10 protein-coding genes and 1 tRNA gene are annotated in these 23197 nt (G+C 60.6%); 5 read left to right on the top strand and 6 right to left on the bottom strand.

The window, feature by feature from the left end; all coding sequences use genetic code 11:
- Window positions 1-107: 107 nt before the first annotated feature.
- The gene (locus tag D0Y96_RS19160) at window positions 108-3884 is read right to left on the bottom strand and encodes a TonB-dependent receptor (protein WP_117303291.1); all 3777 of its coding nucleotides are present in this window, start codon (window positions 3882-3884) and stop codon (window positions 108-110) included.
- A 341-nt stretch (window positions 3885-4225) separates the two neighbouring features.
- Here D0Y96_RS19160 and D0Y96_RS19155 point away from each other — a divergent pair, with 341 nt between their 5' ends.
- The gene (locus tag D0Y96_RS19155) at window positions 4226-8020 is read left to right on the top strand and encodes an FG-GAP-like repeat-containing protein (protein WP_252263955.1); all 3795 of its coding nucleotides are present in this window, start codon (window positions 4226-4228) and stop codon (window positions 8018-8020) included.
- A gap of 25 nt (window positions 8021-8045) precedes the next feature.
- Window positions 8046-9824: a CRTAC1 family protein gene (locus D0Y96_RS19150; RefSeq protein WP_117303286.1), complete on the top strand. Its 1779-nt coding sequence runs from the start codon at window positions 8046-8048 to the stop codon at window positions 9822-9824.
- 27 nt (window positions 9825-9851) lie between these two features.
- Here the strand turns inward: D0Y96_RS19150 and D0Y96_RS19145 are convergent, their stop codons facing one another.
- Window positions 9852-11453: a tetratricopeptide repeat protein gene (locus D0Y96_RS19145; protein WP_252263954.1), complete on the bottom strand. Its 1602-nt coding sequence runs from the start codon at window positions 11451-11453 to the stop codon at window positions 9852-9854.
- A 312-nt stretch (window positions 11454-11765) separates the two neighbouring features.
- Between D0Y96_RS19145 and D0Y96_RS19140 the strand changes: the two genes are divergently transcribed.
- Together D0Y96_RS19140 and D0Y96_RS19135 are read left to right on the top strand one after the other, a co-directional pair.
- Entirely contained in the window at window positions 11766-12773 is a 1008-nt protein-coding gene (locus D0Y96_RS19140; RefSeq protein WP_117303282.1) for an ATP-grasp domain-containing protein, read from the top strand.
- Window positions 12774-12780: 7 nt separating this feature from the next.
- Window positions 12781-13812, top strand: a complete 1032-nt coding sequence (locus tag D0Y96_RS19135) for an LLM class flavin-dependent oxidoreductase (protein ID WP_117303280.1) — start codon at window positions 12781-12783, stop codon at window positions 13810-13812.
- 81 nt (window positions 13813-13893) lie between these two features.
- Here D0Y96_RS19135 and D0Y96_RS19130 read toward each other — a convergent pair whose 3' ends face one another.
- The 3 genes from D0Y96_RS19130 to D0Y96_RS19120 all read right to left on the bottom strand — a co-directional run bounded on the left by D0Y96_RS19130 (window position 13894) and on the right by D0Y96_RS19120 (window position 21042).
- A complete protein-coding gene (locus tag D0Y96_RS19130) occupies window positions 13894-15864 on the bottom strand; it encodes a S9 family peptidase (protein WP_215601632.1) in 1971 nt (656 codons plus the stop codon).
- A 64-nt stretch (window positions 15865-15928) separates the two neighbouring features.
- Window positions 15929-19348 (bottom strand): TonB-dependent receptor, encoded by a 3420-nt coding sequence (locus D0Y96_RS19125; RefSeq protein ID WP_117303275.1) that lies wholly within the window; start codon window positions 19346-19348, stop codon window positions 15929-15931.
- A 92-nt stretch (window positions 19349-19440) separates the two neighbouring features.
- The gene (locus D0Y96_RS19120; RefSeq protein ID WP_252263953.1) at window positions 19441-21042 is read right to left on the bottom strand and encodes a M28 family peptidase; all 1602 of its coding nucleotides are present in this window, start codon (window positions 21040-21042) and stop codon (window positions 19441-19443) included.
- Between the two features lie 740 nt (window positions 21043-21782).
- Between D0Y96_RS19120 and D0Y96_RS19115 the strand changes: the two genes are divergently transcribed.
- On the top strand, window positions 21783-22913 hold the full coding sequence (locus D0Y96_RS19115) for an acyltransferase family protein (protein ID WP_158562499.1): 1131 nt from the start codon (window positions 21783-21785) through the stop codon (window positions 22911-22913).
- 80 nt (window positions 22914-22993) lie between these two features.
- Here the strand turns inward: D0Y96_RS19115 and D0Y96_RS19110 are convergent.
- Window positions 22994-23085, bottom strand: a tRNA-Ser gene (locus D0Y96_RS19110).
- Between the last annotated feature and the right edge of the window lie 112 nt (window positions 23086-23197).

The following is a 23197-nucleotide window of genomic DNA, read 5'->3' as shown; positions in this document are numbered from 1 at the left end:
CCTGTTGTCGCCGCCTGAATAAAACACAGTGGAGAAAAGCAATCGGGAAGACACCCGGCAGGCGTGCCTTCCCGGAGTTGCTTTCATCTTAGCCTGATGACACAGGCTTAGTAATACAGCTTCAGCGCGAACTGAATCTGTCTCGGATCGAACGGAGCATCGCGAGTCGACCCGATTTCGCCGAAGTTGGGGCTGTTGAAGTTGCTGGAGTTCGAAACCGCCGTCACACCGTTGCCGCCAAAGTTCGGCGCATTGAAGTTCGGATGGTTCAGGATGTTGAAGAACTCCGCCCGGAACTGCATCGAGAAGCGTTCGTTGAGGGCGAATGCCTTGAACATCGAGAAGTCAAAGCGACGGAAGCCCGGTCCCATTGTTGTCGATGGTCCCCAGCCCAGAGCCTGAGGGCCCGACAGCGGAATGCAGCCGGGGGGCGTGCCTGGAATCGGAACCGTGTTGCCCGAGGAATCCGTTCCCAGCTCGCAGGGCTGCTGGAAGGCCTTCGGATTACCGAACCAGCTCAGGTTTCCGTTGGAATCCGTGTGCAGTCCAAGTTTTTCGCTCTGTCCCGAGACCCTGACATCGTTGCAGTTTGTTCCCGATGTGGTTCCGGACGGGCAGCTGAGGCTGACCGGCTGACCACCCTGCAGAGTGACGATCCAGTTGACGCTCCATCCCCCGACGACGGCGTTCGCCAGCTTGCCGGAACTCGCCATAAACTGCTTGTCTTTACCGAACGGCAGCTGATAGCCGCCGCTGAAGTGGAAGACATTGCGAATGTCGAAATCAGCCAGACCCCAGTCGAAGTGGGGTCCCAGTCCCGGCACATACGGCGCGCGGAACCCGTTGGTGCTTCCGCCGTTCAGCAGGTCGCCCGCATCGGAAAGCGTCTTCGAGTAGGTGTAGGTGAGCAGGTACGTCAGTCCGTTGCCAAGCTGCTGTTCCAGCTGGGTCTGCAGACCGTTGTAGATGCTGTGCCCAATGGTTCGCTGATAGCTCGCCTGCTGCGAGAAATCAGGGAACGGCACGTACGGCTTGGTGCTGATGCCGGCCGGCAGGATTTGCGATACCCAGTTATTGCCAACCCCAGCCTGCAGGTTGTCGCCATCCGTGAGCACATAAGCGGCCTGTGCAGACAGAGTATGCGTCAGCGAGTACTGGAAGGTGAGGTTCGCGCTCACTGTGCGCGGAGTCTGGTAATTGAACTGAAGCCCCTGCAGACTCAGCCCCTGAGCGTTTACTGCCAGCGGAGTGAAGGCCAGGCAGGCAAGACCTGCCTCGGTGGTCGCTGTTCCGGTCGGCGTTCCGGAGGAATTTACAGCCGATCCGCAACCAGCATAGGGAGAGCCTGCGCTGATCGGCGTGACGCCTGGAATGCCGAGGTTCTGCTGCTGATAGTTAAAGTTGTAAACGAAGGGATAGTTCTCACCGATGTTCGGTCCGTATCCCTGATTTTCAAAGGCGTTGTAGGAGATGCCGACGCCGCCGCGGGTAACGAACCTCGGCGTGACCTGGAATGCCACTCCGAAGCGCGGGGCGAAGTTGGACTTCTGCGTCTGCACAAGTCCGTCCCCGTACTTGTCGGTTTCCACCAGCGTGATGCCATCGTTTGCCAGCAGGTCCAGGAAGCCGTTTCCGTTCAGCGCCGAATTGTTGGCCGTCGAAGACAGATCCCTGTTGTCCTTTCCGGTCTTCGGAAGCAGGAAGATCGGACCGCCATTGGGTGGACCACTCTGGATAAAGTTGGCCTGACCTCCGTTCGTCTCGCTGATCGGAGTGAAATAATCCCAGCGCAGACCAAGATTGAGGGTCAGCCTTGGAGTGACCTTCCAGTCATCCTGGAAATAGAGAGCCAGATATTTCCGGGCATCATAGGTTTTGCTGATGTTGGAGGCCTGTACCTGATCGGGGCCACCGACGAAGTCTGGTCCGCCAACACTTGATGCTATTGGATCGAGCAGGAACTGCGCCGGACCCGTTGTCTTGCTGTTTTGATTCACGACATCGGTGAAGGTGCCGTTGTAGTCGAACGAGCCTCTCGAATACGCAGGCTGCAGCGTCGAGAAGTGTACGTTCTGGAACTCAATACCCATCTTGAAGCTGTGGTTGCCGTAAATCTTCGTGAAGTCGTCTGCTGCCTGCAGAGTTTCGCTGACTTCGTCCGAAGGCAGATACGGGTTGCTGCCGAACTGCGACAGCCCGCTGATCGTCAGCGTGGGAAGACCGCCGTTTTCCGCTACCTGCTGGACTCCCTGAATGCCGAACTGTCCCGGAATGCCGGTTGTGTTGCCGTCCGGTCCGAATCGTGTGGTGTGAAGATGGTTCCAGCCCACCCGTGCAACGTTGATGGTGCTGGGACTAAAGACGTGTGTCCACGCGGCAACCGCCTGATCGGACTTTGCCGTCTGAATGCCCTGCTGGAAGGCGCCGCCGTCTGCGATGCCGCCGAAGGCTCCCGGGATGAACTGCGGGTCGTCGACCCAGCTGAAGCGGACGAAGGCCTGATCCTTATCGGAGGCGTTGAAGTCTTCACGCGTATCGAAGGCGTTGCGATGCTCATAAAGACTGGGGCTCGATGCATAGTTGTTCGTCAGCGTCGATTTGGTCGGCGCAGGCAACAGATTCAGCAGCTTGATCGCATTCGGATCAAGCTGTGCCGTAGGACCGGTGAGCTGGTTCAGACCCGGGCAGCTGGCCGGTGTCGGATGCGTTGGATCAGAGCAGGTGCTCAGGCCATACGGATCGCGCACATAAGCGCCGCCCGCCACCTGACGGGTGGTCGTGGGGTCGAGAATGGTGCCCTGCAGAATGGTGCGTCCCAGAGCATCGATGCTCGGTGAGCTTGTGATGATATCGGTGAAATCCGTGTAGCCGCTGTTGCGCTCCAATGCGGTCGGCACAGTGCTGGTGGTCGCCGTGCCCTGCACGCGCCGCAGACCTTCGTAATCGCCGAAGAAGAAGAGCTTGTTCTTGATGACCGGACCGCCGATCAGAGCACCGAACTGGTTCTGGCGATACTCGCCCTTGCCATTGGTCTCGAAGTAATCGGAAGCATCGAGCTTATCGTTGCGGAAGAACTCCCAGGCAACACCGTGGATGCTGTTGGTTCCCGATTTGATGGTGGCGTTGAGCACCGCGCCCGCGGAGCGTCCGTATTCGGCGCTGAAGTCCGCCGTCTGTACCTTGAATTCCTGAATCGCATCCAGTGGAGGAAGGATGATGAAGTTGGTTCCGTTCAGGAAGTCGACGGCATTGGAGTTGTTGTCGATGCCGTCGAGCAGATAGTTGTTCTGCGCGGGACGAAGACCGTTCGCTGAAAACGCGCCGGAGGCCGCGTTGCCGCGCGTGTCGGCTTCGGGAGTATTCACGCCGGCGCCGAGCTGGGCCAGGAAGGTGAAGTTACGGCCGTTAAGCGGCAGGCTGTTCACTGTCTGCGTACCGACCGTTTGTCCTACCGAAGCATCTTCGGTCTGCAGCACCGGCGGCGCCGTGGTCACTTCCACGGTCTGCGTCGTCGTGCCCGGCTGAAGCTGAATGTTCACCAGCAGATTCTGCGAGACGTGAACCTCAAGGTTCTTCTGCGTCGTCTCGGCAAAACCCGGCGCGGTGACGCTCACCGAGTAGTGGCCGATGCGCACCGGTGAAAACGTATACGCGCCCGCCTGGTTGGTGATCGTTTCAAGGTTCAGACCCTGGTCCGTGTTCAGCAGGGTGACATGCGCATTTGGAACCACCGCGCCTGAAGTATCCTGCACCGTTCCGGTAAGGGACCCCTCGTCCACCTGCCCGAATGCCGGCTGCATTTGCATGACAGTAAAACAGATAGCAGCAAACGCAATCCAGCCCAGAGGCCGTAATTTGCTGAATATATTGCGATCATGGCTCATCCGAAAAACCTCCACTTTCCCCGCACGATGGTCATTTGCGCCTGCGCGCTGACTCGAGTGTGCAATCGGTTACATACAACGGGTAAAACGCTTACATTGATTCCGGAGGAGACTAGAACACAGAGAAATGAACCCTGTCAACCAAAAGGTGGAGACGCTCTGTATGTGACTGATAAAAAAGGACAGTTCAAGCGTTCATTCGCTCGATGCCAACGACCCTTTGGGACGCCTGGCCCGTTGTGCTAGGATGCAGACACTTTGCCCGCTCATCGGAAATGACAGAGATGTCGCTTTACAAAAATAAGGGCCGGGGCCTTTCCCGGCGGGCATTTATCAGAGGGATGGGGTTCGCGCCTCTGCTTCTGCGCGCCGCGCCCTTTCATGGGCTTCCGCTTCTGCCCGGTTTTACTCCGGCGCTGCCAAAAGAAGATGCCGCGCTTCCCTTCTCCGATGTGCATCTGACGCCCCGGTATCCGGCGCGGTCGCCGCTTGAAGACGTTCTTCGCCTGGTCGCTCCCGGCTCGGATGAATATGTAACGGAAAAGTATGCATTTGAGATCGAAGCCATTCTTCGGGAGTGGAGCCGTTCGATCCTCACATCGCCCCGCGACCTCTTCGGCCTGTCGAAGTTTCTCGATCCCCTGATCGAAGCCTCTCCACTCACCGCGTCCGGTGAGACCGCTCTGCGCACAGGCGGCGGAGTCGACGCAGCCCGAAAGCGGTTCGCTCCGGATGCGGTGTCCGGTCAGGCAGAATTTCTGCGCAGCGTTCAGGCGTGGCTCAGCCCGTTTCACCATGTGGAAACCGCCGAGTTCGAGATGGTTCAGATCGAAGAGATCGTGAGCGGCAGAATTGCAGGGAGTCCGCCTGCCGTGCGCGCGGAGATTCGCTACGACCTTGTCGCCACGCGCGGCGATGAACGGCGCGAGGAGCGTGTCGGCTCCTGGCAGACCGAGTGGTCCCGCGATTCGTCAGGCACATGGAAGGCGCGTCTCTGGAAGGCCCGCGAAGAGACGGCCGCGACGGCGCATTCTCCTGTATTCCTCGACGTCACCTCGCAGTGCCTCGGCGGAACGGAATCTTACACGCGCCAGATGCTGCGCGGCGTCGACTACTGGCGAACGGTTCTCGACGGCGCCTGCGGCATCGATGTCTACGGAAACAACGGCATCGCCGTGGGCGACTTCGATCACGACGGCTTCGACGATCTCTACGTCTCGCAGCCGGCCGGGCTGCCCAATCGTCTCTATCGCAATCGCGGCGACGGCACCTTTGAGGACGTCACGGAAAAGGCCGGAGTCGGTGTCCTTGACAGCACGGCCTGCGCGCTCTTTGCCGACTTCAGGAACAAGGGGCTGCAGGATCTTCTGGTGGTCTGCGGCAGCGGCCCTTTGCTCTTTCTCAATCAGGGCGACGGAACCTTTTCACTGAAGCGCGACGCCTTCCGCTTCAAAAAGCAGCCGCAGGGAACCTTCACCCACGCTGCCGTTGCCGACTACGATCACGATGGCCGGCTGGATATTTATTTCTGCCTGTATAACTACTATCTCGGCCTCGACCAGTATCACTATCCGGTGCCTTACTTCGACGCACGGAACGGTCCACCCAACTTTCTTCTGCACAATGAAGGCGACGGCGCCTTCGAAGACAGGACCGATGCGGCAGGGCTCAATGCTGAGAACGACCGCTACAGCTTCGCCTGCGCCTGGGGCGACTTCGATGCGAACGGATGGCCCGATCTCTATGTCGCTAACGATTTCGGCCGCAGCAATCTCTATCGCAACAATGGCGACGGCACCTTCGCCGCTGTTTCAGAAGCCGCTCACGTACAGGATGCGGGCGCGGGCATGAGCGCCGCCTGGTCTGACTGCGACAACGACGGAAAGCAGGACATCTACGCAGCCAACATGTGGTCGTCCGCGGGCCAGCGCGTTGCGGCGCAGACGATCTTTCACCAGCAGGCGCCGGAGGCCATTCGCTCGCTCTACCGCAGACATGCGCGCGGCAATTCGCTCTATCGCAATCAGGGCGACGGAACGTTTCAGAACATTGGCGCCGAGGCCGGCGTGGAGATGGGCCGCTGGTCGTGGTGCTCCGACTTCTGGGACTTCGATCACGACGGCTGGCCCGATCTCTATGTCGCCAATGGCTACATCTCCGGACCCGAGCGCGAGGATCTGGCCAGCTTCTTCTGGCGGCAGGTGGTGGGCCGGTCGCCCGAAGATGCCACCCCGTCGCTGGCGTATGAGCATGGATGGAACGCGCTGAATGAGCTGATCCGCTCCGACCGCTCCTGGAGCGCCTACGAGCGCAACGTGATGTTCGCCAACAACCGCGACGGCACATTCTCCGAAGTCTCGGGCGTCGTCGGCCTCGACTTCCCTGAAGACAGCCGCTCCTTCGCGCTCGCCGATCTCGATCACGACGGCCGACTGGAGGTCATTCTCAAAAATCGCAATGCGCCGCAGCTGCGCATTCTGCGCAATGCGATGAAGGACATCGGCCACTCGATCTCCTTCCGCCTGCGCGGACAAAAGAGCAATCGCGATGCGATCGGAGCGTCGATCACGGTCGAAGTCGGCAGCCTTCGCCAGATGAAATCGCTCGAGGCCGGCTCCGGATTTCTGGCTCAGCACACAAAGGAGCTCTTCTTCGGCGTCGGAAAAGAAGAGGGCACGATTCGCGCGACGATTCAGTGGCCCGGCGGCCTGTCGCAGCACTTCGACCGGCTGCCGGTCAATCACCGCATCGAGATCGAAGAGGGCTCATCAACCTTCGCCGCCGTTCCCTTCTCCGCGCCGCCCGCGGCGTGGAGCGAACCAGGCACGCAGCCTCCAAAGGAGTCGCTGCCGAATGTCGCCGAGACCTGGCTGATCGAGCCGCTGAAGGCTCCGGATTTTTCTCTGCCCGACCTGACGGGCAGCACGCATACGCCTGCGTCGTTTCGCGGCCGCTTCACGCTCCTCAGCTTCTGGACCTCCACGGCACCCGCTTCACGCGAAGGGCTCACACGGCTCGAGCTCCACTCCGCTGACCTTGCAGCAGCGCAGCTGGCTGTCGTGGCGATCAACGTCGACGATGCGCAGCACCTTCCGGCATCGCAGGCCTTCGTACAGCAGGAGCGCTTCTCGTTTCCTGTCCTCTTCGCGACCGAAGAGACTGCCGGAATCTACAACATCATCTATCGCTACCTCTTCGATCGCCGCCGCGACCTTCCCATCCCGACATCGTTCCTGCTCGATAAAGACGGCATGATCGTGAAGGTGTATCAGGGGCCGCTCGATCCGCAGAAGCTGGCGGACGATGTGCGCTCCGCGCCGTCAACGGCTGCCGACCGCATGCGGAAGGCCCTGCCGCTGGGGGGCGTTCTTTGCCAGGACACCTTCCAGCGCAATGACTTTACCTATGGCGTAGCAATGTTCCAGCACGGCTATCTGGAACAGGCGGAGGCATCGTTCCGGCAGGTTATCGCCGCCAAGCCGGACGATGCGGAGGCGTATTACAACCTCGGCACGCTCTATCTGAGACGAAATGACTTTCAGCAGTCGCGACAGTATCTGGAGCAGACGCTGAAGCTGCGCCCCAATTATCCGGAGGCATGGAACAACCTTGGCATGATGGCCGCGCAGCAGAACAACCCGGATGAGGCCATCAAAGATTTTCAGCAGTCTCTGCTTCTGCGGCCCGGTTACGCCATCGCTCTGCTGAACCTGGGCAATGTGTATCGCAGGCAGGGATCGTACGAGCAGGCGAGTGACTATCTGAATCGCGCGCTTGCCCTGCAGCCCGACGACCCGGAAGCGAACTACAGCCTGGGCATGCTCTACGCGCAGCAGAACCAACTCGCGCAGGCGGCAGATGCGCTGCAGAGGGCCATCACGCTGCGTCCTGACTACCCCGAAGCGCTGAACAATCTCGGCGTTCTCTACGTGCATGAGCGGGATTACGCGAAGGCAGAGGAGCAATTCCGCGCCTGCATTCGCCTCGTTCCTACCTACGATCAGTCATGGTTCAACCTTGCGCGCCTTTTCGCCCTTCAGGGAGATAAGCAAAAGGCGCGGCAGGTCATGCTCGATCTGCTGCAGGCCGAGCCGGACAATGCAAATGCAAAAAAGGCACTGCAGATGCTGCAGTAGCCCCGCTCTATAATCATCACGGTCTATGAATTTTCCGCGACGCCGCTTCCTCGGCTCCTCTCTCTTTCTTCTCGGCAGTACGCTGACGGAGATGCTTGCAACACCGCTCTGGAAGTGGGGCGATCCCTCGCTGGCGCAGGCCGCGGTGGCCGGTCCCGCAGCGTCTCCCGTTCAGTTTGTGAATGTGGCGCGCGAGGCCGGGCTGAATGCTCCGAGTGTGTGGGGCGGTGTCGATCACAAGCGATCGATCCTTGAAGCCAAGGGCAGCGGGCTCGCCTTCTTCGACTACGACCACGATGGATGGCTGGATATCTATCTCTCGAACGGGGACCGGCTCGATACGCAGTGGCCCGCGGGCAAGGCGCCGACCTCGCATCTGTATAAGAACAACCGCGACGGCACGTTTACCGACGTCACAGAGAAGTCAGGGCTGGGCGTGACCGGATGGCAGACCGGCGTCTGCGTGGGCGATTACGACAACGATGGATGGGACGATCTCTTCTGCTGTTTCTGGGGTCATAACATCCTCTTCCATAACAACGGCGACGGCACCTTCACCGATGTCACTCACAAGTCCGGCCTCTATAAAGATCAGATCCGCTGGGGCGTAGGCTGCACCTTTCTCGACTATGACCGCGACGGCCATCTGGATCTCTTCGTCTGCAATTACGTCGCGCTCGAGCCGTCGATGATTCCTCCCGCCGGCGCCGCGAATAACTGCCAGTGGAAAGGCGTGCCCGTCATGTGCGGTCCGCGCGGCCTTCCCGGCGGCGTGAACCTTCTCTATCACAACAACGGCAACGGCACCTTTACCGATGTCTCGGAGAAATCAGGCATCCTGAAGCCGGGCCCGCGCTACTCCATCACCGCCGTCTCTTATGACTTCGACAACGATGGATGGCCGGATATCTATGTGGCCGTCGACTCCGAGCCGAGCATTCTCTTCAAAAACAATCACGACGGCACCTTTACCGACGTGGCCATGATGGCCGGCTGCGCCTACAGCAACGAGGGCCACGAGCAGGCCGGGATGGGCGTCGCCGTGGCCGATTACGACTGCGACGGATGGTTCGACATCTTCAAAACCAACTTTGCCGATGACACCAGCGACCTGTACCACGGCAACGGCGATGGAACCTACACCGACGTCGCCTTCTCCGCCGGCGTGGCCAACAATCGCTATGTGGCCTGGGGCTGCGGCTTCATCGATTACGACAACGACGGATGGAAAGACATCCTTCAGGTCAACGGGCACGTGTATCCGGAGATCGACCGCTACCACTTCGGCCAGACGTTTAAAAATCCGCGCCTCGTCTATAAAAATCTTGGCAACGGCCAGTTCAAAGACGTCTCCGCCGAGATGGGGCCCGGCATCAGCGAGCAGTATTCGAGCCGTGGCGCGGCCTTCGGAGACTACGACAATGATGGCGACGTCGACGTTCTGATCCTGAACATGAACGATCTGCCCTCACTGCTTCGCAATGACGGAGGCAATCAACAGAACTGGATCAAGATCAGGCTGCTGGGAACGCAATGCAATCGCACCGCCATCGGAGCGAGAGTGCGCGTGACCACCGGCAAACATATTCAGATGGACGAGGTGCACAGCGGCACCAGCGTGATGTCGCAGAGCGATCTGCGCCTGCACTTCGGCCTCGGAGCGGCCGACACCGTGGATCTGATCGAAGTGAAGTGGCCGACGACCTGGAAGGTCGAGCGCTTCGCTCACGTAAAGGCCAATCAGATCCTCACCATCCGCGAAGGAGACGGCATCATCGCCACTGCCGCAGCGAAGCTGAAGTAAGCAGGCCGCCGCTTACATGCTTCCGGTTCAGTGCGCCTTCGGAGCGGCCGTCTGATTCCGCTGCACGATCTGGAACTGCTTCACCTCGCGCCGCTGCTGTTCGATGGCCGCGGCCTGCTTCTTTTCGAGCTCTTCGTGGAGCTCGAACTCCTTCTTCGCCTTCGCCGCATCGCCGGTTCGATCGTAGGCCACGCCCAGTCGATAGTATGCTTCGACGATCTGCGGATCGGCCTCGACGGCTTTGGAGTAGAAGCCGATGGCCTTCTGCAGATTGCCCTGATCGAACGAGAGCGTTCCAAGCTGCAGCCAGGCGTCGCCGCAGTGCGGATCAAGCGTCACCGCCTTTGTCAGCAGGCTCTCCACCTGCTGCGAGGCCTGCGGGTCGTGCCGCGGCGCGCGGCGCTTCCAGATCGCCATCGCGTAAAAATAACTGGCCAGCGCATTGTTCGGCTGCTCCTCAAGAAAGCGAGCCAGCTTCGGCTCAGCGCAGCTCAGCGGCACAGGCGCGGCGCTTTCAATTTTGTTCAGAAAGGTATAGGGCGCGGGATCTTCCGGATTGAGATCCGATGCGGCGCAGATGCGAACCGCTGCCTGATCGTAGAGGCCGCTCGCGAAGAGCGCCGTGCCCAGCCCGGTCAGCATGCGCGCCGACTTTGGATACGCCTCTGCCCCTTTGCGAAAGACCTCCTGCGCCTGCCATACCGCGCGATGCAGCAGCAGCTCCGAGCCCCACTCAAAATCATTCTGCTCGCTGGGATCAAGGCGTGCCGCATGCTCGAGCTCGTGCACCGCGTTCAGAGGATCGCCCTGCTTCTCATCCAGCTCGCCTGAGAGACGATGCAGATCGGCGCTGTCGTGCATCGCCAGCATTCTTCGCACCTGCTCCTGCGCCTGCGAAAGATCGCCTGCGCCCTCCAGAGCAAGCGCCAGGTCATATCCGTTCTCCTGGTTCGCGGGATCGATGCGAGAGGCAGCATCGAGCAGCGGTATCGCCTCGCGATACCTCGCCGCGCGCAGACAGAACATGCCGAGCCGATGGTTCGCGGCGTAGCTGTGCGGAGCCTTCGCTAACTGCGCGCGCAGGCTCTCTTCCGATACATGCGCCGCACCGGAGCTGCCGGCACTGCTGTCTGCATCTTCCGGCCGCAGCGTCAGCGTTTCGCGGGTCAGCGCTTCGCTGGTGCGCAGACTGATATCGGCGCCATGCCCACCCACCGCGGTCCAGTCCGTCACGCCGGCCACGGCAAAGTTAGGCTGGTCTGCAAACTCCATCGCATCGGCTGAGGATGCAGAAGGATTCGCCGGGCTCGCGGAGGACGAAGAATGGTCGGCGGCAGACGAAGGCTGAAGGATCAGTTGAATCGGCTGCGGCTGATCTCCCGTCGATACAGAAACAGTGACCATGCGGCTGCGGGAGCCCGGCTTTGCCGCACGGAGGGTGTAGCTCCCTGGCCGGAGATGAGCGAATGCAAAAGCGCCGTCGGCGCCGGTCGTCGTCTGCGTGCTGCCGGCAACGTCCTTCTGCGCAAGCGTCACCGCTGCGCCGCCGACAGCGTGATTCGCCACGTCAAGCACCGTGCCGCGCAGCGTTATCTCCGCGGGCCGCTGCGGGCTCTGGTTCTGCGCCATCGCACTCACGGCCGCGAAACCGATGATGAGAATCAGGCTCTGAAAACTTCGGAGGCTTCCTGCCCGGAAGCACCACCGCAATCTGGATAAAACGTTCACGAATAACTCTGTCATGCTTTCCCGGCATTTTAACCGGCGCGGCACACCGCAGTCAGCGCGGCAGACATGGACGCGGCGAAACACCCTCGCATGCGCCGCGATATGCGGAGGCACAGCGCGGCAATTGCGGAGATAGAATCGGAGTTACCGGCGCTTTCTTCAGGAAAGGCCGCCGGTCAAATCCGGGCTATCTGTGCTGAGAGGATATCTTCCATGACCACAGCCGTCGCGTCTCCGGCCACCGGCAGCGAATCCGTATCATCCGCGGCTGCGCTCGCGTTTCTTTATGAGCATCCACGCTGGTTTGCTCCCATCTTCACGGAGCTGGACAAACGGGAAGTTCTCTATCAGAAGATCTATGCGCCCGATCATATCTATGACGTGAGCGGAGACGCACCATCCTTTCGCGTGCTCTTCAATCGCATGAGCCCTTCGGCCGACCGCCGCGGCCACGGCACCGGCATCCTTCACACGCTCGCCTACCTCGAGCATCTGGAGCTGCTCGGCGCGCGAGTCGTTAACGGTGTGAAGGCCTTTCGCTATGAAATCTCGAAGGCTCTGCAGTTATCGCTGCTGCGCTCTCTTGGCATCTCGTATCCACGCTCAAGGGTGATTCACGATCCACGCCACGCGGCAGCGGCGGCGGAAGGTCTTCGTTACCCCGTGGTGGTGAAACCCAACGTCGGCGGCAGCGGAGCCGGCATCGTTCGCTTCGACAGCCCGAACGATCTTGCCGCGGCTGCGGACGAGGGCGCTCTGCAGCTCGGCTTCGATCACATCGCGCTGGTGCAGGAGTTCATCCCCGCGCGCGAGGGCCGCATTACGCGCGTGGAAACGCTGAACGGAAAGTTTCTCTATGCGATCCATGTGCACCTCAGCGGGCAGACCTTCGACCTGTGCCCAGCCGATATCTGTCAGACGGCTCGCGGAGAGGCGCTGCAGAATGCCTGCGTGGTCGAGGCAGCGAAGGCCGGTCTGAAGGTGGAAGGCTATACTCCGCCGCCGGAGGTCATTCATACCATCGAGCGGATCGTCGCCGCTGCGGGCATCGACGTGGGCGGTATCGAATACATCGTCGACGACCGCGACGGGCAGATCTACTACTACGACGTGAACGCTCTTTCGAATTTTGTTGCAGACGCTCCGCGCGTCATCGGCTTCGATCCCTTCGTTCATCTTGCCGACTTCCTCGAAGGAGAGGTTGCCCGTGCCGCAAAGTAATCAGGGAATGCGATTCGGCTACTGGATGCCGGTCTTCGGCGGATGGCTTCGCAATGTGGAAGACGAGGGGATGGAGGCGAGCTGGGCTTATGTCAGCCGTCTGGCGCGCCGCAGCGAGCAGATCGGCTTCGACCTGAGCCTGATCGCCGAGCTGAACCTGAACGACATTAAAGGCGTTCACGCGCCTGGCCTCGATGCCTGGTCAACATCCGCGGCGTTGGCCGCGGTGACAGAAAAGCTGGAGCTGATGATCGCCGTGCGGCCCACCTTTCATACTCCCGCATTGCTGGCCAAACAGGCGGCGAACATCGATCACATCAGCAACGGCAGGCTCGCGCTCAATGTGGTGTCATCCTGGTGGGAGCAGGAGGCGCGCATGTATGGCGTCACCTTCGACCGCCATGACGATCGCTACGCGCGCACCTCAGAGTGGCTCGACGTGGTTGACGGAGTGTGGTCGCAGTCTTCCTTCACTCACACCGGCCGCTACTACACGCTCGAAGGCACCGTGCTCGAACCGAAGCCCGTGCGCAAACCGCGGCCGCCGATCTATGCCGGCGGCGAATCGGAAGCGGCGAAGAACCTGATCGCGCAGAAGTGCGATGCCTACGTGATGCACGGCGATTCGCCGGAGGATATTCGCACCCGGATCGAAGACATGAAGGCGCGGCGCGAGCGCTTCGGTCTGCCTCCCATGCAGTATGGCGTCGCCGGATATGCCATTGTTCGACAGACGGAGCAGGAGGCGCAGCGCGAGGTAGAGCGCATCACCGACGTAAAGCAGAACGCCTCCGGTTACGCGAACTATCAGCAGTGGCTGCAGGGAACGCAGCTCGAGCGGACCGTCTCCATCGAGGAGTATTCGGTCTCCAATCGCGGCCTGCGCTCCGGCCTCGTCGGAACCCCGGCGCAGGTGCAGGATCGGATCGAGCAATTCGAGAAAGCAGGCGTCGATCTGCTTCTGCTGCAGTTCAGCCCGCAGATGGAAGAGATGGAGCGCTTCAGCGAGTCGGTGATTCAGGCGCTGAAGCCGGCATAACGACGGGCTTCTCCATCCTCGTGCAACGTCACACACACGAAAGCGAAGAAGCCCCGCCGTCTCGCTCAGATCATTGCGGCCTTATGGCTGAGGGTTGAGATACTTCTGCAGAAATGCCAGCTCGCGCTGCATGGAATCGAGCCGGTGCGCCGGTATCCGGAACCCGTGGCCCTCGTTGGGATACGTGAAATAGCTGTAGGTTTTCCCGGCCTTTTTCAGCGCAGCGACAAACTCGATCGACTCCTGCGGAGGCACCTGCGGGTCCTCCTCGCCATGCAGGACCAGCAGCGGCGCTTTGATGCGGTCCACATCCGGCAGCACATTCGCGCGGCGGTAAACGGCGGGCTTCTCTTCCGGAGTTCCTCCCATTTTCGTCTCCCACCGTATTCTTGAGTTGCGATTCGTGTACTGAAGATAGAGCGCGCGGTCGACGACGCCGAACATCTCGATGCCCGCGGCGAACAGATCGGGAAGCTTGGTCACCGCATTCGCCACCACGGTTCCTCCGTGGCTGCCGCCGCCAATCGCCACACGCTTCGGATCGGCAAGCCCGCGATCGATGAGCGACTGCACGGCCGCGCCGATATCGTCGATCTCGCCGCCGCCGGAGTCTTCCACATTCAGATTGCGAAATCTTTCGCCGTATCCCGTACCGCCGCGAAAGTTCGGCTCGAAGACCAGAAAGCCTTCCTGCGCCAGAAACAGCGACCACGGCGAAAGGCTCAGCGTGACCTGCCCTTCAGGACCTCCATGCGCCCAGATCACCGTGGGATAGCGCACACCGGCGCGATAGCCCAGCGGGCGGTAAAGGATGCCGGCCAGCGGCAGTCCATCCTTGCCCTTGTAGTGCGCGACCTCCGGAGCGGGCAGGCCGGCCTCTTCATAGATCGACGGCTTCAGCGGCTGCAGCGGACGCGCCGCTTCGCCGCCGCGCACCGGTGCCGCATACGTGACAGGCTCGCGCAGCGATGTGCCGCGTGAAAAATAAATGGTGCCGCTGTCGGGCGACCACTGCGGATCGCTCTCAACCCCGGCAGTGTGCGTCAGCCTCCACGGCGCGGAGCCATCCGTGGGCACAATCCAGATATGCCGCTCTTCCGGCAGATCGCGATTGGAGACGATCGCGATCCATCGGCCATTCGGCGCGTAGACCGGCGTCTCATCCTCTGACTCGCCGCGCGTCAGCTGCTTCGGCTGGCCTCCGGCTGCCGGAATGAGAAAGATCTTGTCCCATCCGGTCTGCTGCAGCACCACGGCCAGGGTTCTGCTGTCCGGCGACCAGGCTGCGGTGTTTACAGCCCATGCGCCACCTGGATCATTCTTCGCAACATACACATCGACGGCATCGCCCTTCGGCTCACCCGATGCCGGATCGAAATCCAGAACCTTCAGCTTGCCGGAGAAGAAGCGGCGCGACCGCTCGGTATAGGAGACGTGCGTTCCATCCGGCGACCACGCAGGATCGGGAGCAAAGCGGTCTGCGGAGACCGCATCGCCATGATCGGGCGCCGTGTTGCCGAGAGCGTCGGCGCCTGAGTAGACCTCAGTGGGCGCCAGCTCATGCTTCGTCTTCCCGTCTTCGCTGACCACGCAAAGCTCATCCCAGCCTTTGCTGCCGGACTCGTAGAGTATCCATCCTCCTTTTGGATTCCACTTCGGAAGATGATCGGTCGCACCGCGCGGATCACCGGGACCGGCGGGATCGTTTGTAAGTCTGAGAGGCGTTCCACCCGATGCCGAGACTGTCCAGATCTGTCCCTCGCTGACGAAGGCGAGGCTGCGGCCGTCCGGCGACCAGCTCACCTCCGACTTCGCGCCCGGCGCTGTGGTGACGGGAACGGCGGGCCCTCCATCCACCGGCAGCAGAGCGATCTGCCCTTTGACAGTAATGGCGAAGTGTCTGCCATCCGGCGCAAGCACACCACGCTGTCCGAATGATGGTTCCGCATACGCCAGATCCTGCAGCGTAAGCGGCCGTCTCTGCTGTGCCGGCGCGGGCACAGCAGTCAGAGCGGCAACCGTCAGGAGCAGCACGATCGATCCGGACTTCAATCGACTCTTTGATTCGGGCTTTCTTATCCGCATCTCTTCTTCCTCCGTATGTATGCCGGTCTCATCAGAACGTGAACTTGCCGAGCAGCACCAGAACGCGGCCCGAAACGATTGCTCCCTGTCCCGTGCCATAGATGCTTGTCGGCGAGCTGACGGTGCTGGTAATCAGTCCCAGACCGGAAGCGACGTTGCCCGTGGGCACGGCGAAGTTCGCGTGGTTGAAAAGGTTGTAGGCCGTGGCTCCGGCCTCGAAGGCCACACGCTCATGAATGGGAATTCTCTTCGTCAGCTGGCTGGCTACGCTGAAGAAGCCCGGACCCCGGAAATCGTTTGGAGGAGTATTGCCGAAATCGGTCTGCTGATTCGGGTTCGCCGCAGTCGCCTGGTACGTCGCAAACTGCGTGCTGCTGAAGCACGGCGTGGTCACAGCAGCTCGCGAGCAGTGCTTCCCTGCCAGGTTCTGCTCGAGCAGATCGGCCAGCACCGGTCCGCCAAAGGTAGTGGAGAGCCCGCCGGGAATCTTGCTGTTGGTGACTGAAAACGGGCGGCCGCTGTAAACATACAGCTTGCTGCCCAGTGTCCATCCGCCGAGCCCCGCCTGCAGCCAGCGATTCTTCTCCCGCGGCGTAACCCACAGAAAATCGGCCGTGAAGTTGTTTCTTGTATCGAAGCCTGTCGGGCCGTATCCGGCTCGCAGGTTATACGGGTTGTAGACGTAGAAGGTCGTCGCTGTTCCGGTGAGCGGTTCCAGCTGCAGCGCGTGGCTCCAGGTGTAGCTGGCCTGCCCCTGAAATCCATAGCTCAGGGCGTGACGCACCAGCGCGGTGAATCCGTCGTAATTCGAATAGCCCGAAGTAAGAATCTGACTGACGGTCGAAAACCTTGGATCGGGAATCGCAGAGGGCAGCGCGCCGAAGCCGTTGGGGTACCGGCTCGGAGTGCCGATATAAGCATTCGCATCCGAGTTGTTCACGGACTCGTCGTATCCATGATTGCCCGAATAGCTCAGGACAAAGACATCGCGGCGGCCCAGCGGCTGCTCCAGCTCGAGGCTCCACTCGAGCACCTTGATCGTGCTGAAGTGGTTCGGATTCACATAAAACGCCGGCGTCGCGAACTTCACGCTGCCGAGCGCAGCCTGCAGCTGGTTCAGATCGTCACCGGCGGTAAAGCCGTTGCGGAAGGCCAGGTCGGACGCGATGGCGACCGACTGAGAGCTGCTGGGGTCGTTGTTCAGCGCCACATCGCCATAGCTCACCGTGGGCGTGAATTTGTTGGGCGCATTGCCAAAGACGCTGGCGGCGATGCTGCCGGGAAAAGTATTCGCAAACAGACCGACACCACCGCGAATCACGATCCCGCCCTCGCCGCGGGGAGACCAGGCAACGCCAAGACGCGGCTCCGTCACAACGCCTTCCAGGCTGGCGAAGTTCTTGTGCAGGCCGGTCTGAATGGTGGTGTTGTATGGAACACCGGCTCCTGCCTGATAGCCGGAGGCCAGGAACTCCGTGTTGAAGCGCGAGTAGCAGTTCTCTTTGCACGAGGGATTTCCCTGCAGCTCAAAGCGCACGCCGTAGGTGATGTTCAGATTTTTGCGGGCGCTCCATTCATCCTGCCCGTAAAAGCCAAGCGAGTTGAGCCGTGTGTGCACAGTAGAAAGCAGCGGAAAGGACTGCGTGAATTTGCTGCCGGTACTGGTGCTGTTCACCGCGCCGGTTGCAAAGTCGGTGAGATCGTTAAACGTGTAGGCTCCGATGATCGAGCCGCTGGAGATGCTCGAGTCCGAGATGCGATTGTTGCGGTCGTTCACGCCCGCCTGAATCGTATGGTGGCCGCGGCTCCATGAGACGTCGTCGATCAGCTCGAACTGCTCGCCGCGCCGTCCGGTGGGCAGCAGCGCATTCACGTTGGCAAACCCGGTGCCCGTTGTATTGTTGGCGCTGCCGTTGGCCCCGCCGTCGTTGAAGGTGATGTTTCCGGGAAAAGCAGTCTGCGCGTCGGGGAAGTTCACCACGCCGAAGACCGCCGAGTACCAGTTGCCGCTGGCGATGAAGTTATTCACCAGCGTCGGCGTAATGGTGTAGGTGTAGTTGACCTGCGGAATGGTCCAGGGCTGATTGCTCTGCTGGTTAAAGGTGGGGCTGATGGGGCTGGTGGCGCTGGCCTGAATGCCCCAGTCGCGGCTCAGGCGAAAGTAGATCTTCTGCCTGTCGCTGATGTTGTAATCCACGCGCCCGGAGACATAAGTCTCCGTGTTGAGGCTCGACGCATTCGTGCCGAAGGCGACCGCGCAGGGCACATCAGAGCCGAAGCGCGGGCCGCTCGATCCGTTCACATACGTGCCGGAAAATGTCTGCACGCCGCAGCCGAGGTGACCGGTGTTGTCCTGCTCAGGACCGTTGCCGTTGGTCACAGGCACCGCGCGGTTCACGCCCGGAGCATTGTTGTAGAGCTTGAAGAGATCCTGATAATACGGCACCGAGTCCGCCGGGATGTGCGCCAGCGTGTACTGCTGAAACTGCGGCGAAGGCAGAGAGACCACGCCCGAAGAGGGCAGCGCGTAGCGCAGTCCTTCCGTATTGGCGAAGAAGGTGAGCTTGTTCTTCAGGATCGGCCCGCCGATCGAAGCCGCATACTGATTGGCCACAGCGCGTCCGCGCGGCGTTCCTTCCAGGTTCTTGAAGTAGTCGTTGGCATTGAAAACGGCGTCGTTATAGTTCTCCGCCAGATTGCCGTGAAACTCATTCGTGCCGGACTTGGTGATGTAATTCACCTGCGCTCCGGCCATGCGGCCGTATTGGGCGCTGAAGGCATTCAGCACCACCGCGGCCTCCTGAATATCATTGGCGCCGAGCGTGTTGTTGCTCGCGCCGGACTTGTTGTTCAGGTTGTACGGCTCGTTGATGTCGGCTCCGTTGACCGTAAAGAGCGCTGAGCTGAAGGGCAGCCCGTTGACGTTGAAGTTCGTATTGCCGCCGCCCACATTCAGCCGCAGGCCCGGCGTCGTAAAGGCGATGTTCGTGATGTCGCCGCCGTTCACCGGCATGTTGGCGACTTCCTTTTCGCTGTACGAGGTCGCCTGATTGGCATTCTCCGTCTCCAGCAGCGTGGAAGAGCTGTTCACGTAAACAGACTGCTGCACCGACTGCACGGCGAGCACCAGATTGATCTGCTGCTCCTGCCCCACCAGCAGGCTGAAGCTCGGAACGCTTGCCGTCTGCCCCGTAGCCTCGGCCGTAATCGAATACTCGCCCGGCTTGAGAAACGGAAAGCGGTACTGGCCGGCGGCGGTCGTCTTCGTCGTGCGGACCGTGCCGGTGTCTGCCTGCCGGATGGTCACCGCTGCATCCGGAACAATTGCGCCGCTCGAGTCCGTCACAGAGCCGACGACGGTGCCGCTGGTAACAGTCTGGCCGAATGAAACAAACGCGAACGAGATCAGGAGAAGAAGAAATAAACTATGCCGGGTTCCCGAAGAACTCATATAAATCTCCTTACAAATGCGAAGCCACCATGAAATGAATGAGGAACGATATGTTCCGATAAACGTCTTTCCTGCTGCGTCGCTCCGCCCCGCTACGACCGCGGAATGGAAGCGAAGAAACTCTCCGGATACCACGCAGGCCGCTCTTTGGCATTGGCCACACGCAGCGCGAGCTGGCCGAGTATGCGATCGAAGAGCACCGCCGCATTTTTATCGACGGGCTGTTCGAGATCGTCCGACGGCTTGTGGTACCGGTTTTTGATCCAGTCGTTGAAGGTCTTTTCTTCCGGCGAATCGGGCACCCACCCGAACTTGAAAGCAAGCGCGGGAATGCCGTGCTTCACAAAACTCGCCTGATCGCTGCGGATAAAGCGGTTCTGGTCGGGCTGTTTGTCGAACTGCACCTCGACATCGTTCAGCTGCGCCACAGCTCGCACATCGTTCCCGAGCGACGACTCTCCCAGCCCCTGCACCTCCAGATAGCGCAGCGGAAAGAGCGGAAGATACATATCCATGTTGAGGTCCGCGACAATCTGCGCACGCGGCACGGTTGGAAACTGCGCAAAGTACTGCGAGCCCAGCTCGCCTTCTTCTTCACCCGTCAGCGCAAGAAAAAGGATCGAGCGCTTCGGCCGCGGCCCGGCTGCAAGCTGCTTCGCCACTTCAATCAGCGACGCGATCCCCGTGGCGTTATCCATCGCGCCGTTGTAGATGTCGTCTCCGTTGACGGGCCGTCCCTTTCCCAGATGATCGAGGTGCGCGCTGAGAACGATGTACTCCTTCTTCAGCCTGCGATCGCTCCCCTCCAGCACTCCCGCAACATTCGGCGCCGTAAACTGGCTGAACTGCTTCACGGCCGTGTGAGCATGGATGGTCACGTTCAGTGAAAATTTCGGGAGCTCTTTACCGGCCTCGGCCTGAGCTTCCAGATCGGAGAGCGTGTGCCCGCTGTGCGCGAACAGCGCATCTGCCGCTGCGATCGGAACCGTCGCGCTGAGCTTGTTGCCGGCAAGAGGATTCAGCTCCGGGCTCGCCAGCCGAATCGTCGGGCGCGGTCCCTCGCCGGGACGCGGCCCCGCGGGAGCGTTCTGCGGCCTCGGCTCCTGAATGGTAATGACGCCGACCGCGCCGGCGGCTCGCAGCTGCTTCCAGCGCTCCGCAGCGGTTCTGAAATAAGCCCGCAGCGGACCATGCACTGAGGGCGGACTGCCGGCCAGCACCACCGCAATCTTTCCCTTTACATCGACGCCGCTCAGGTCGTCGAAGTGCTGCACCGGCACCGCAAAGCCATAGCCCGCAAAGACAGCGGGCGCGTCCACGGTCGTATCCGGACCGGCATACGGAGAGAGAATCGCAGCGCTCCCAACAGGAAGCGAAACCGCCTGGCCTTCATACACGACATCGAGACGCGAGGCCGCGTTATCGATCTGCTGCTCTTCAAATCCCACATCCTGCAGGTAGCCGCTGGCGCCCGCAGGGCTGAGGCCGGCCGCTTTGAACTGCGCCTGAAGATACTCCGCGGCCTTTACGAAATCCGCAGTGCCTGTTCTGCGTCCGGCGAGCGCATCGCTGGCGAGATAACTGACATGCGACCACCACTGCGCGGCTGCGTCGGGGGAATCGACCTGCGCGGGGCATGCAATCACTGCAGCCGTGGCGGAGAGAATCAATAGCAGGAACTTTCTGCTGTTCAACGTCCCGTTTTCCTTTCTTTCATGAGCCGGAATGCCCGAGACCGCTTCCGTGCGGGCAGTGAGAGCCCTGGAAACGGTTCGAATGCCCAGGCAAAGATCACCTCAGGCTTTCGGCGCTCCAGGCACATCCACAGCGTGCACAGCCGGTCTGCTGATCTGAAGCGGCGACATGGCCGCTGCGAGAAAAGGAAAAGAGAACGATCATCTGCTGCGAGCTGACAGCACAGTTGCCTTCCCTGCAGATACAGCTGCGCGGAACGGACTATGAGACAGCCGGTGCAGTACACCAGCCCATGCAGCTCAGCAAAACAACGATACGAGCGGGAACGGTTTCCTTTTCAAAAGGCGAGGAGAAGGGGATGTCAGAGACGACATCGAACGGAAACACACGACAGGCTGAACGTGGCCTGCACCAAATGGATGGAAGTGTGTTTCATAGTTTGAGAGATATCATATCCCCGTATAAAGTCAATAGCTTTTTGCCGGAGCGGCGCTCCGCCCGCCGGAAGATCCGGCATTCTGTTCCGCATAATGCAGACGGCCGGCACGGCCTTTCAGCCGCCATAACGAAGGTCCACATAAGAGGCCCGCACAGAGAGTGCGGATGGAAAAACCGGCGGCAGAGAACGCACTCTGTACGAGAAGCAATCGTCTTTTTTTGCTGTTGTAAAAATAGTACCTGTGAGACATTAAAGTTATCCGCTTTTTCTGATAAGCGATCGGCCCCGCTCTCCACGCTCATGATCGCTGTCGTCGATACACTCGCAGTTCCCGCATCTCACAGCCCTGCAACCAGCCTGCGGCGAAAGCCGCTCAACGCTCTGACCGGCGCGCGTTTTCTCGCTGCCTTTTACGTCGTCCTCTATCATTTCGCCTCGCGGCCTGCCAGCGAGCATCGCCTTCCGGAAGCGCTTATCTGTTTTCTGCAGAACGGCTATATGGGCGTTCCTTTCTTCTTTCTTCTCTCCGGCTTCGTGCTTGCTTATTCTTACTCCGGAGATACAGGCCGGTCGAAAAGTCCGTTCAGCTTCTGGGCGGCCCGCATCGCGCGCGTCTATCCCGTCTATCTGCTTTCGCTGGCGCTGAACTGGCCCTTTCGCAATGACGGACCGTGGCACATCGTGCTGAGCAAAGGCGCTATGGCCGCTACCGCGGCGGCCGTCCAGACCTGGAACCCGCACTATTTCTATCTGGCGCAGGCGTGGAACCCTCCCGCCTGGACGCTCTCCGTCGAAGCCTTCTTTTATCTCTGCTTTCCCTTCGTTTTGCCTTTTTGCACGCGCATGCGCACGCGGCAAAGACTATCGGCGATGGCGGCCCTGGTGCTGGTGATCGTCTTCTGTCACACGGCCCTGCCGGTCGACCATCTGCAGGGTATCTTTCGGAGCATCCTGGTGGCGCTGCCCATTCCCGTCGTCCGTCTGCCTGAATTCCTGCTCGGCATCCTGATCGGTCAGCATTATCTTGAGAAGCAGCCCTCGTCCGTCAGCGGACGCGCACTGCTCTCTCTCGCCGCCACCATCGTCATTCTCTGCACACTCCACGGACACTGGCTGACGCTGTCTGTCCTCCCACTTGCCGTCCTCATCTACGAGCTCGCCGCAGGCGGAGGCCTGATCGGCCGCTGGCTGTCGAACCGCGTGCTCGTCTTCCTTGGCGGCGCCAGCTATGCCGTCTATCTGCTCCAGTTTCCGGTGCGGAACTGGGTGCGCGTCGCGTTTGAGCGATGGAACCCGCGGGGCGCTTCGCTCGGCGCCGTGGTCTCGCCTCTGCTGCTGATCCTGATTGCCTGCGCCGTCTTCGAGTGGTACGAGGAGCCGTCACGCCGCCTGATCCGAGGCTGGCTGACGCCGCGCAAAAGCCAGGCCTGATCCGGCAGAATAGCTTCTCAATGTCACGCGACAGATGAAACGGCGCGGAGATTACGGCTTAAGAGTTTTTTGAAGGGATATGGCGGAGAGGGAGGGATTCGAACCCCCGATACCCGTAAAGGTATGGCTGATTTCGAGTCAGCTGCATTCAACCGGGCTCTGCCACCTCTCCACAATGCGGGAACAACCCGGGCCAGCATATCGATTGTAGCATTGGCGCGGCGCTCCGAATCGCGATCCTCTTCCGGCGCGATCCCGTTTTCAGATCTCCCTTTCATCGTCCT

Source organism: Paracidobacterium acidisoli (assembly GCF_003428625.2).
GTDB classification, from domain to species: domain Bacteria; phylum Acidobacteriota; class Terriglobia; order Terriglobales; family Acidobacteriaceae; genus Paracidobacterium; species Paracidobacterium acidisoli.
The sequence above is the reverse complement of the archived record's forward strand: the minus strand, read 5'-3'. Positions and strand labels throughout refer to the sequence as shown.